Origin of the sequence: Streptomyces sp. NPDC002602, assembly GCF_042889445.1 — a bacterium.
Classification (GTDB): Bacteria; Actinomycetota; Actinomycetes; order Streptomycetales; family Streptomycetaceae; genus Streptomyces.
In genome coordinates, this window is record NZ_JBIAQX010000003.1 from 92,052 (window position 1) to 103,301 (window position 11,250).

Here is an 11,250-nt window from a genome sequence, read left to right on the forward strand (position 1 = left end):
GCCTGGGGGGGGCGCCACGCGGTCCCGACCCCCCCCGCCCGACGCCCGCGGGCCGCCGCCCCCCCCCCCCCGCCCGCCCCCCCCCCCCCGCCCCGCCCCCCCCCCCCGGGCCGCCCCCCGGCCGGCGTGCGTCAGGGATCCGTGCATGTCAGAACCGCGCATGTCGAAACCGGGCCACATCGAAACGGGGCACCTCGGAACCACGCCCGTCAGAGCAGGTCCGTGCGCAGGCGGAGGACTTCCGGGGGTGGGTGGCGGCCCGAGGTCTGGCGTACTTCCGCCGCCAGTGGGGGGTCCAGCGGGCGGTACGGGACCTCGCCGAGGCCGATGGCGGTCACGGTCGCCCCGGCGGGGTCGGGGGCGGGGTCGGGGGCGCTCTCGGCGCGTCGGGCGAGGGTCGCCGACAGTTCGGTGCGCAGGGCCGGGGACAGCGGGCTGGACACCAGTGGTTCCTCGTCCTCGCCCGGGAGGACGAGGACGAGCGCGAGCGGGCGGCGCGGGGTGCCCGTGTGGCCGACGACGGCCGCGTCCCGGACGTTGGTGTGGCGGAGCTTGCGCCAACCTCGGCGGCCTGCCGGGTAGGCCTGGTCCAACCGTTTGACGACGAGGCCCTCGACTCCGCCGGCGGGCAGGGTCTCGTACCAGGTCTCGGCCAGCTCCGGGTCGGTGGTCATGGGCACCGGTTGGAGGGGTGGGCCGAGCGGGAGCAGCAGGTCGACCAGGAGGGCGCGGCGTCGTTCGTACGGCCGGGCGCGCACGTCGAGCCCGGCCAGTTCCAGTACGTCGAAGGCGGCGTACGAGGCCGGCAGGGTACGGGCGAGCAGCGCGGCCCTGGCCGGGGTGGCGGCGGCCCGTCGCTGGACGAGCGCGAAGTCCGTCCGGCCGGCGTGCCAGACGACCACCTCCCCGTCGAGGACGGTCCCGGCGGGCAGCATCAGCGCCGCCGCCGCGAGGTCGGGGAAGGCGGCGGTGACGATCCGCCCGGAACGGGCCTGGAGCACCGCTTCCTCGGCCGTGCGCACGACGACGAGGCGGTGTCCGTCGAACTTCGGCTCGTACGCGAGACCCGGCTCGCGCGGCAGGGTGGCGACGGCGGCGGCGAGTGCGACCCGGACCGTGGTCACGGCAGCCCGCCGGCCTGGGCGGGGTCGAGCAGCGGGGCGCAGAGGTCGCCGTCGCGGGCCAGCCGGGCCGGGATGTCGTCGGCGAGGAACACCAGCTCGGCGGGATCGTGGCAGGCCTCCACCTCGTCCCAGGAGACGGGCGCGGAGACGGTGGGGAGGGCGCGGGCGCGCAGGGTGTAGGGGGCGGCGGTGGTTTTGGCGGCGGCGTTCTGGCTGTGGTCGACGAAGACCTTGCCGGGGCGCAGGTTCTTGGCCATCCGGTGGACGATCAGGTCCGGGAGTTCGCGTTCGGCTTCCTGGGCGAGGGCCTTCGCGTACGCCGACACGCGCTCGGACGGGGTCGGCTCCAGCGGCACGATCAGGTGGAGGCCCTTGGAGCCGGAGGTCTTCGCGCAGGCGTGCAGCCCGTCGGCGGCGAGGCGCTCGCGGAGCCGGAGGGCGGCGGCGCAGCACTCCACGACGGTGGCGGGCGGACCGGGGTCGAGGTCGAGGATCAGCCGGTCGGCGATGGCGGGGGCGTCGGCGGGCCACTGGTGGGTGTGGAACTCGACGACGAGGTTGGCGGCCCACATGAGGGTGGGCAGGTCGCCGACGACCACCTGCTCGGCGGTGAGGTCCTCGGACCGGGGAACCGGGGTGGTCCGCACCCAGTCGGGCGTGCCGGGCGGTGGGTTCTTGGTGAAGAAGAGCTGACCGTCCGGGCCGTCGGGGTAGCGCAGGAACGAGACCGGCCGGTCGTGGAGGTGGGGCAGCATCGAGTCCGCGACGCAGGCGTAGTAGTGCAGGACCTCGCCCTTGGTGAAGCCGCTCTCCGGGTACAGCACCTTGTCCAGGTTGCTGAGCGAGATGCGGCGCCCCTCCACCATCGTGATCGGCGCCATACCAGCAGACTGACACGGATCGGGAGGAAGCGGGCGGTCAGGACGGGCCGGGTGGGTGGGAGGCGGCGGCGGGTGGGTGGCGGAGGGTGAGGGGGCGGGGCGCCGGGCGGAAGGGTGGACGGGAGGAAGGTTGGACGGGCGCGGGGCCGTCAGGCGGAGGCCGCGCGCCTGGTCGCCTTCTTCTTGGCCGCCGCGGTCTTCGCGTTGGCCGCCGCGGTCTTCGCGGTCGCGGTCGCCGTCTTCGCCGTTTTCGTCGTCTTCGCCGCGGCCCTCTTCGTGGCGGTGGTCTTCTTGCCGCCGGTCTCCTTGGGTGAGGCGGTGGCCTTCTTCGCGGCGGAGCCGGTGGCCTTGCGGGCCTGGGTCGTCTTCGCCGTCGCCGTTGCCGTCGTCTTCTTCGCCGTCGCCGTCGCCGTCGCCTTCTTGGCGGGTGCGGTCTTCTTCTCCGCGGCGGCCTTCTTCTCCGCCGCGGCCTTCCCCGTGTTCCCGGGCACGGGCAGCGTGCGCACCTCGGCGTCCGTCTCCCCGTCGGCGGCGGCGGGCTCACCGCGGGATTCCCTGGCCGCGCGGACGCTGTTCTCCAGGGCGGCCATCAGGTCGATGACCTTGCCGCCGGTCGGGGCGGCCTCTTCCTCTTCGCGGGGCGGTTCGATGCCCTGGAGCCTGGCCTCGATGACCTGCTGGAGGGCTTCCTGGTACTCGTCGTGGAGCGCGGACAGGTCGAAGTCCTGGGAGAGCATGTCCATGAGCGAGCGGGCCATCTGGAGTTCCTGGGGCCGGATCGTCACGTCCCCCTCCGGAGTGATGCCCGCGGCGGGCCTGACCTCGTCGGGCCACAGGCAGGTCTGGAGGACCAGGGTGTCCTCGTGGACCCGGAGCACGGCGAGGGCCTCGCGGGACCGGATGGCGATCTTCGTGACGGCGATCTGTCCGGACTCGATGAGGGCCTCGCGGAGCAGGGCGTACGGCTTGGCGGCGGCGCGGTCGGACGTGCCGACGTAGTAGGCCTTGGAGAACATCAGCGGGTCGATCGTCGAGGCGTCCACGAACGCCAGCACGTCGATGAGCTTCTTGCTCGGGAGGGGAAGGTCGGCGAGGTCCTCGTCGGACAGCATGATCATGCTGCCGTCCGGGGCCTCGTAGCCCTTGGTGATCTCGTGGTACGGGATCTCCACGTCCTCCGCCTCGCAGACGCGCCGCAGACGCACCCGTGAGCCGTCCTTCCCGTGCACCTGGCGGAGCAGAATGTCGTGCTCCTCCGTGGCCGTGAAGAGCTGCACCGGGATCGTGACCAGCCCGAACGAGATGGCCCCCTTCCAGGTAGCCCTCATGCCGCGCTCCTTCCCTGGGGAGGTCCTCAGGCTATGCCGAGGAGCCGGAGCGCGACACTCGACGGCGGGCCGGCCCGGGCCGACGGCGGGTCGCTACGCGCGGGTCCCGCCGCGCCGCCGGACGGGGCGCAGCCAGGTGCGGGTGTCGCGGGCGAGGGCGTACAGGGCGTCGACGTCCGGGGGCTTGAGCGTGGCCGGGATCGAGGCGAAGTGGGCGGCGGCGGTCCCGGGTTGGAGGATCCGTACGTCGCGCAGGGTGGGGGCCACCTCGACCCGCGAGGCCTCGACCAGGGCGAGGGCCGGGACGACCTGCGCCGTCAGCACACGGGTGGCGTACGCGGCGGCGAGGCGGGCCAGTCGGGGTTCCGGGCCGGGTTCGGCGCGGCCCACGGTGAGCAGGAGGTCCCCGATCCGGGCGCGCCGGCCGTGACCGGGGACGGTGCGGACGCAGAACAGGCCGGGCGGCCCGATGAGCAGGTGGTCGATCACGCCGCCGTCGGGCAGCGGAACGGCGTGCAGGACCCGGCAGTCCTCGTTCTCCAGTGCGTCGAGTTCGGCGCCCATCCGTTCCAGGGCCTGGAGTTCCTGGCGGATCCGGTGCCGGGCCCGGGCGCCCGGGGAGCCGTACGTCAGCTCGCCCACCAGGCGCTCCCCCGGCCGGTTCGGGGCGAGGTCCTCGTCCGGGGGCAGCGCGAGGCGGAGCCGGTCGGCCGCCGTGGGCACCGGGGGCGGGCCGACGGTGTAGTCGCCGGTCAGGTAGGGGCGCAGGGCCGTCAGGACCGCTTCGCGGCGGGTGTCCGACAGCAGGCTGACCCGGTTGGTCCGCCGGTCGTACCAGGCGACCGCCTCGCCGTCGGGCAGGTTGACGTACAGCCGACCTCGGCCGGGTCGGCCGCTCGGCAGCACCTTGAGTCCGGGCATCGGCCTCACCCCCGCAGTCCATGGGAGCAGGCCGGGCGCCGCCGGACAATCCCCCTGCCGGGTCCTCGGGCCGAGCCCCGACGCCGGAGTGGCGTCGGACTCTTCGCGGGAACGAGGGGGTGTGCGGGGTGTGCGGGGTGTGCGGGGTGTGCGGGGCCGAACGGGTCTGCGGGGCCGAAGGGGTCTGCGGGGCCGAACGGGTCTGCGGGACACGGGCAGGGGCCTGCGGGGCACCGGCAGGGCGGGCGATCGGCCGTGTGACGGCTCGGGGTGACGGCCCGTGTAACGACTCCGACGGAACCTCGTCGGGTTGCTGTTACAGAAGCACCGCTGTACCGCAATGACGGACGCCTACGTTTATGTCACCTGAACACGCCCGGACACGCCCGGACACGCCTGGAAACCCCGGGCCTCCCCGGACCCGACCCGCAACGAAGGACCTCCCGTGAGCACCGTCAGCCGTCGCAGTCTCGTTCGCGCAGCCGCCGTGACCGCATGCGCCGGCAGCCTCCTGGCAGTGCCCGCCGCGGCCGCGCTCGCGGACGGGGTACCGGCCGCGTCGACCGGGCAGCGGACCCTGGTCAAGAGCCTCTCCCTCGCGGACGGCGAGTCCCTGGCCCGGGTCTACCGGGTCGCCGACAACGCCTACGAGGCCGAGATCCTGCGCGACGGTGCCCGGATCGCCACGTTGGCCGACCGGGACGGTGCGACCGAGGTCGGCGGTTCCGGCGACCTGCACGTCTCACTGCGGGCGGACGGCCGGCTCACGTCCTGGGTCGGTGACACCCGCCCGGCCGGCGACGCGTCGCACGCCCTCTTCGGCGACGGCCACAAGACCGGGACGCGCAGCGGGCACACCGTTCCCGTCTCGGCGCACACCCCGGAGTCCGCGGCGCGTGCGGGTGTGGGCGGGACCGCGGAGGCGCTGCGCCTGAACACGATGGCGGACGGTCCGGGAGAGGGCGTGCTGCTGCTCGCGGCGGGCGGCGGGATCGCGGCCGTCGGCGCCGCCGGGCTCGGATTCGCGATGGTGCGGCGCGGACGTACGGAGGGCTGACACCCCGGGCGGCGGGCTGAACCCCGGGCGGCGGACGCCATCGGGCCGGGTCGTGCCCGGGCCCCGGCGACGGGCGGATCGGTCCGTGGTCCACCGGGCGGACGCGTGAGCAAAAGGGATGTATCTCTGCATAAGGTTGGCTGGAAACCGACCGCCACCGGCCGCCGCAGAGAGGATGGCCCGCCCCGTGAGAACGCTCCCCGTCCGGACGCGCACCGTTCTGCTGCTACCCGCCCTGCTGCTCCTGATGGCGGGCTGTGGCGACTCCGGCGAACTGGCCGCCGCCGGGCCGACCCCGACGGCGAGCGGGCCCGTGAACCTGTGGCCGGGGCGGCAGGGGGCCGTGGTGCCGCCCGCCGATCCGGGGGGCGCGCCGCCCGAGTACGTGCCCGGGCTGCCCCGGGTCAAGAACCAGGACGTGCACGCGGTCGACCCGGTGGCGTTGGTCCAGGCCGAACTGCGCGCCCGCCCGAACGCCGACGTCGGCCCGGACGGGATGCCCCGGGAGACCGCCGACGCGGTTCTGGCGTGCGGGAACGAACCGACCGGTAGGTGTCCGGTCCTGAGCCCGTACTACCGGGACCTCACCGGGAACGGGAAGGACGAGATCGTCGTCGGGATCGAGCTGCCCGACAAGATGCTGTCCGTACGGGCCTACACGGCGGACCCCGACGGGCGGCTCAACCGGATCATGGCCACCATCGACACCGTGATCGGCGTGGAACTCGCCGGCCGGGACGTGATCCTGCGGGCTCCGAGCGGCAACAACGGCTACGAGCTGATCACCGCCTGGTCCTGGGACGGGAAACAGCGCAGCATGCTGCCGACGCGCGAGCAGATCGTCCGGGTGCCGGGGCCGCCGGCGCGCCCGCAGCCGTCGACGAACGCGAGCCCGGGGGCGGATTCGGGGACGGGGTCGGGTCCGGGGACGGGTTCGGGGTCGGGTTCGGGTTCGGGTTCGGGCACGGGGACGGCGACGGGTTCGGGCACGGGGACGGCGACGGGTTCGGGTTCGGGGACGGGCGGGGCTTCGTCGTGAGGCACCGGTTGCCCGCCTGGACCGCGTCGCTGACCTGGAAGGCGGCGTGCTTCATCGTGATCATGTGCTGCTCGCTGGCGGCGGTGCTGGGCGCGCTGGTGCACGTGGAGGTGACCCGGCAGACGATCGGGTCGGCGCGCGACAAGGCGTTGGAGAAGCTGCACGACGCGTCCCGCGCGTACGAGGCCGGCGAGGCCCTGCCCCCCGATTCTGGTCTGGATCCGGCGGAGTTGCCGCCGTCGTTGCGGGCACTCGCGGTCGGCGGCCGGCAGGGAACGGTCGTGGGCACGTACGACGACCGGCCGACGATGTGGGCGGCCGGCCCGGCGGACGGCCGGGCGCTGGCCACCGCCGTCGACTACAGCCAGAGCGCGCGCACGATCAGCGGCCTGGACCACGCGATCATCGGCTCCTCCCTGTTGGCGATCGGGGGAACACTGCTGGTGGGGGCGTTCGCCGTGACGCGCGTGACCCGGCGGCTGCACCAGACGGCGACGGTCGCCCGGCGCATCACCCAGGGGGACCTCGACGCGCGGGTCGGCGATCCGCGCACGCGGGACCCGGCGCGGCACCAGGACGAGGTGGCGACGGTGGCGGGCGCGCTGGACACCATGGCGGGCAGCCTCCAGGCGAAGCTGATGAGCGAGCAGAGGTTCACGGCGGACGTGGCGCACGAGCTGCGGACGCCGTTGACGGGCTTGCAGGCGGCGTCGGAACTGCTGCCGGAGGGACGGGCGACGGAACTCGTGCAGGAGCGGGTCCGTACGATGCGCCAACTCACCGAGGACCTGCTGGAGATCTCCCGACTGGACTCGGGCAGCGAAGCCGTGGAGACCGACCTGCACCAACTCGCGCGGCTCGCCGGGAGGGTGGTGCGGGCCTCGGGGACGGACACGGAGGTGATCGTCGTCCGGGACGCGCACGTGGAGACGGACCGGCGGCGGCTGGAACGGGTGCTCGGCAATCTGGTGGCCAACGCCCACAAGCACGGGCGTGCGCCGGTGGTCCTGACCGTGGACGGGCCGGTGGTGACCGTACGGGACCACGGCGACGGCTACCCCGACTACCTGATCGCACACGGCCCGCAACGCTTCCGCAGCGGGTCGGACTCCCGCTCGGGCAAGGGAAAGGGGCACGGGCTGGGGCTGACCATCGCGGTCGGACAGGCCCGGGTCATCGGGGCGCGGCTGGAGTTCCGGCGCGGAGCGGGTGGCGGGGCGTTGGCGGTGGTCACCCTGCCCTTGCCCTGTCCGGGCGGGTGAGGGGGCCGGGCCTGGCGGCCCTGGCCGGGCCCTTGCCGTGGCTGGGCCCGTGCCCTGGCCGGGCGGGACCGGTGCGCCGGCCGGGCGGGTGGTGCCGTGCCGTGCCGTGCGGCGTCGATGCTGCCGGCCCCGGCTGCGCCGGGCGCCTCAAACGCCGGCGGGGCTGAGAAGGGGTACCGCCAGGCCGGACCAGGCTGAATCGGGCTGAATCGGGCCGAAAGGCCTGCCGCCGTGACCGGGTCAGGGACCGACGCAACCACAACCGGGCGCCTCAAACTCCGCCGCGGCTGAGAAGGGGTACCGCCGGACCGGGCCGGGCCGGAGGTGCTTGCCGCCGGAACCGGTTACGCCGGGGGTGGGGTCTTGGTCCAGGGCCAGCGGGGTTTGGGCCTGGTGCCCGAGGGGACGAAGGTGTACTTCCAGCCTTTCTGGAGGCCCAGCCGCTTCGAGTAGCCCGCCGGGACGCGCTCGTACAGCAGGACCGTGGGGGCGCCGCCGTCCGGGGCGGGGACCGGGATCTCGTACCACTTGGCGGGGTGCCCGGTCGGGCCGAGGAGGATCGGGAGGGTCCGGCCGTCCATCGGGCCGCCCTCGAAGGGGGTGGGTTGGCTTCTCACCCCTCCAGTGTCACAGCAGGTGGGCGGCCTCGGAGACCACGGGGATCACACGGCGGGCCAGCACTCCGACCGGTCCCTCCGCGGATTCCAGGGAGAGGGCCGCGCGGGCGGCGGCGGCGGTCTCCGGGTCGGTGGCGGCGGTCGCCGTGAGCAGGGCGATGAACTGGTCCAGCAGCCAGTCCCGCAGCTCCTGCACTCCGGGCTGCTTGCCCTCGTCGATCCAGATCAGCGAGGCCGCCTCGACGGCGGTGATCCAGGTGCGGACCATCATGCGCAGCCGCGGGCCGGGGTCCGGGACGCCGAGGTGGACGAGGATCTGTTGGGCGGCGGCCCGGCGGATGCCGTCGACGGTGGCCGTGGTGCGGGAGGTTTCGACCACGCTGCCGCCGTTGAGGAGGGCGGAGAAGCCCGCGTCGTGTTCGTCGACGAAGGCCAGGTAGCGGTCCAGGGCGCGGGACAGTCGCCGGGTGAGGGGTCCGGCCTGGGGTTCGGCGAAGCACTGTTCCAGGAGTTCGGCCGCGGAGCGCAGGGCGGCTTCGTAGAGCTGCTGCTTGCCGCCGGGGAAGTAGCGGTAGACGAGGGGGCGCGAGACGCCGGCGGCCTCGGCCACGTCGTCGAGGGAGACCTCCTCCGGTGCCCGGTGCGCGAACAGCGTCAGGGCCGCGTCGAGGAGTTGGGCCCGTCGCTCCTCGACGCTCAGCCTGCGGTACGCGCGTACGGTCATGCCCGCAGGGTAACCCCCGGGGCGGCGCCTCAGGCCAGGAGTCCGGAGCTCTGCCAGAGCCGGCGGCCGACCCCGCGCAGGATTCCTATGTCGTCGAGGAAGTCGGTGAGCCGCTTGGCGCCGGTCTGCATGACCTCGCGCCGGTGGCCGCTCGCCTTGACCTGGGCGAGGGCTTCGTGGCGGTCGAGGCCGATGTTGTCGTAGACCTGCGGGTTGACGAAGGCCAGCGAGAAGACGCGGGCGGCCTCGCCGCAGCTGATCCGGGTGAGTTCCTGTTCCCAGCGCGGGGCCGTCAGCATCTGGCGGCGCAGTTCCTCGCGGGCGTAGCGGACGTGCCGGGCCTCTTCGATGACGTGGATGCGGGTGACCCCGCGCACGAGCGGCTGGATGCGCTCGTCCGGGAAGGTGAGCCGCTGCATCCAGTCCAGGATCTCCTCGCCGAGCAGGGTGCAGGCGAAGGAGCCGGGGGTGGTGGAGATCGTCTTGAGGACGCGGGCGAGGTTGTGGTTCGCGCGGGAGACCGGGTACTCGGGGGCGCCGCCCTTTTGGATCATGCGGGCGAACATCATGGAGTGCCGGCACTCGTCGGCGATCTCGGTGAGCGCGTAGCGGACGTGATTGCTGGTCAGCGACTTGTCGTAGATGTGTCGGACAAGCAGTTGCATCAGGATGATCTCGAACCAGATGCCGAGCGAGGCGAGCGCCGCCGCCTCGTGGCGGGAGAGTTCGATGCGCTGCTCCTCCCCCATCTTCTTCCACATGGGGGTGTCGTAGAGGGAGAGGAGTTCGGGCGGCCAGTAGTACTTGCCCTCGATCGGCGGGGCGTCCCAGTCGAGTTCCGTGTCGGGGTCGAAGGAGTGCTTGGCCGAGGATTCGAGCAGTCGTTCGGCTATCTGTTCGCGGTCCTTGAGCAGGCCGAGCGCGTCCTGCAGGACCCGGCGATCCGTGCGGTCGGTCGTGGTCGTCATCGCGGGGGCACCTCGCCCGTCGTGTGGGGTCGCCGCCGGGGAGTTACCAGCGGTCACCTCTTATGAGACTGCTTGTCAGCAAGGTCGTCAATCCCCCGCGCACGACTTGTTGACCCCGTGTCTACCAACGTGTGACGCTGCCAACTGTCCGCTCAGGCAGGGAAGTACGTGAGACGAAGGGGCGTCCATGTCGACGCACGAGCTCTACACCACGGCCCCGGGCGAGGCCGTCTGGCAGGTTCCGGCCTCCGGCGCGGCCCGTTTCAACTGGGAGTACGACGGCGGCCGGGAGCGGCTGCTCGCGCTGTACCAGAAGGGCAAGGACAAGCAGTGGGACGGCGCCAAGCGCATCGCGTGGGACCTGGAGGTGGACCCGAACGACCCGCTCGGCACCCCCGACGAGGCGTTGACCCTGTACGGCACCCGGCACTGGGCCAAACTCACCGACAAGGACAAGGGCGAGCTGCGCCGGCACTACGCTTCCTGGAACTTCAGCCAGTTCCTGCACGGCGAGCAGGGCGCGATGGTGTGCGCGGCGCGCATCGTGGAGTCCGTGCCGGACCTGGACGCGAAGTTCTACTCCGCCACCCAGACCATGGACGAGGCCCGGCACGCGGAGATCTTCGGCCGCTTCCTGCACGAGAAGGTCGGGATGCTCTACCCGGTCAACGACAGCCTCCAGGGGCTGCTCGGGGACACCCTGCGCGACTCCCGCTGGGACATGCCGTACCTGGGCATGCAGGTCCTCATCGAGGGGTTGGCCCTGGCGGCGTTCGGGATGATCCGCGACACGACCGACAAGCCGCTGCCCAAGCAGATCCTCGCGTACGTGATGCAGGACGAGGCCCGGCACGTGGCCTTCGGTCGGATGGCGTTGCGGGACTACTACAAGCAGTTGACGGACGCCGAGTTGCGCGAGCGCGAGGAGTTCGTGATCGAGGGCTGTCACCTGATGCGGGACCGGCTGCGCGGGGTGGAGGTGCTGGAGAACTTCGGCATCCCGCGCGGGGAGGCCGAGGAGTTCAGCGAGCAGTCGGAGTTCCTGCACCTCTTCCGGAAGCTGCTGTTCAGCCGGATCGTGCCGTGCGTCAAGGACATCGGGCTGTGGGGCGAGCGGCTCCAGAAGGCCTACCTGGACATGGGCGTCTTCGAGATGGGCGACTCCAACCTGGACCTGCTGATGAGCCAGGACGAGGAGATCGCCGAGGCGCTGGACCGCGAGCGGTTCGCCGCCGAGGAGCGGGAGCGGGTGGCGGAGGTGGCCGACGCCGTCGCGGAGGGCTCCGAGAGCGCGTAGGCCCCGACTGCCCGCGCATCCGGTCGGCGCCG

Annotated in this window: 11 protein-coding genes; 4 read left to right on the plus strand and 7 right to left on the minus strand. The window is 73.0% G+C overall.

What is annotated here, in order from left to right; all coding sequences use genetic code 11:
- Positions 1 to 209 precede the first annotated feature (209 nt).
- The 4 genes from ACFYW3_RS09705 to ACFYW3_RS09720 form a co-directional block, all read right to left on the minus strand.
- Positions 210 to 1,124: an ATP-dependent DNA ligase gene (locus ACFYW3_RS09705; protein ID WP_351749260.1), complete on the minus strand. Its 915-nt coding sequence runs from the start codon at positions 1,122 to 1,124 to the stop codon at positions 210 to 212.
- A complete protein-coding gene (ligD, locus tag ACFYW3_RS09710) occupies positions 1,121 to 2,005 on the minus strand; it encodes a non-homologous end-joining DNA ligase (RefSeq protein WP_389386010.1) in 885 nt (294 codons plus the stop codon). Before ligD ends, ACFYW3_RS09705 begins: the two co-directional genes overlap by 4 nt.
- 149 nt (positions 2,006 to 2,154) lie before the next feature.
- Positions 2,155 to 3,333: a Ku protein gene (locus ACFYW3_RS09715; RefSeq protein ID WP_389386011.1), complete on the minus strand. Its 1,179-nt coding sequence runs from the start codon at positions 3,331 to 3,333 to the stop codon at positions 2,155 to 2,157.
- 93 nt (positions 3,334 to 3,426) lie between these two features.
- Entirely contained in the window at positions 3,427 to 4,254 is an 828-nt protein-coding gene (locus ACFYW3_RS09720; RefSeq protein WP_389386012.1) for a nuclease-related domain-containing protein, read from the minus strand.
- Between the two features lie 445 nt (positions 4,255 to 4,699).
- On the opposite strand from ACFYW3_RS09720, the gene ACFYW3_RS09725 reads away from it, so the two are divergent.
- The 3 genes from ACFYW3_RS09725 (at position 4,700) to ACFYW3_RS09735 (ending at position 7,612) form a co-directional block, all read left to right on the plus strand.
- Positions 4,700 to 5,311, plus strand: coding sequence for a hypothetical protein (locus ACFYW3_RS09725; protein ID WP_389386013.1), 612 nt, complete (start codon positions 4,700 to 4,702; stop codon positions 5,309 to 5,311).
- Positions 5,312 to 5,498: 187 nt separating this feature from the next.
- The gene (locus ACFYW3_RS09730; protein WP_389386014.1) at positions 5,499 to 6,350 is read left to right on the plus strand and encodes a hypothetical protein; all 852 of its coding nucleotides are present in this window, start codon (positions 5,499 to 5,501) and stop codon (positions 6,348 to 6,350) included.
- On the plus strand, positions 6,347 to 7,612 hold the full coding sequence (locus ACFYW3_RS09735; protein WP_389386015.1) for a histidine kinase dimerization/phospho-acceptor domain-containing protein: 1,266 nt from the start codon (positions 6,347 to 6,349) through the stop codon (positions 7,610 to 7,612). Before ACFYW3_RS09730 ends, ACFYW3_RS09735 begins: the two co-directional genes overlap by 4 nt.
- A gap of 344 nt (positions 7,613 to 7,956) precedes the next feature.
- Here ACFYW3_RS09735 and ACFYW3_RS09740 read toward each other — a convergent pair whose 3' ends face one another.
- Genes ACFYW3_RS09740 through ACFYW3_RS09750 form a run of 3 tightly spaced genes read right to left on the minus strand, consistent with a single transcriptional unit; the run spans position 7,957 to position 9,921 of the window.
- Positions 7,957 to 8,229 (minus strand): hypothetical protein, encoded by a 273-nt coding sequence (locus ACFYW3_RS09740; RefSeq protein WP_053676486.1) that lies wholly within the window; start codon positions 8,227 to 8,229, stop codon positions 7,957 to 7,959.
- Between the two features lie 10 nt (positions 8,230 to 8,239).
- Positions 8,240 to 8,953, minus strand: a complete 714-nt coding sequence (locus ACFYW3_RS09745; RefSeq protein WP_266949898.1) for a TetR/AcrR family transcriptional regulator — start codon at positions 8,951 to 8,953, stop codon at positions 8,240 to 8,242.
- Between the two features lie 29 nt (positions 8,954 to 8,982).
- The gene (locus ACFYW3_RS09750) at positions 8,983 to 9,921 is read right to left on the minus strand and encodes a diiron oxygenase (RefSeq protein WP_351749245.1); all 939 of its coding nucleotides are present in this window, start codon (positions 9,919 to 9,921) and stop codon (positions 8,983 to 8,985) included.
- Between the two features lie 187 nt (positions 9,922 to 10,108).
- On the opposite strand from ACFYW3_RS09750, the gene ACFYW3_RS09755 reads away from it, so the two are divergent.
- Entirely contained in the window at positions 10,109 to 11,218 is a 1,110-nt protein-coding gene (locus ACFYW3_RS09755; protein WP_351749243.1) for a ferritin-like domain-containing protein, read from the plus strand.
- Positions 11,219 to 11,250 lie beyond the last annotated feature (32 nt).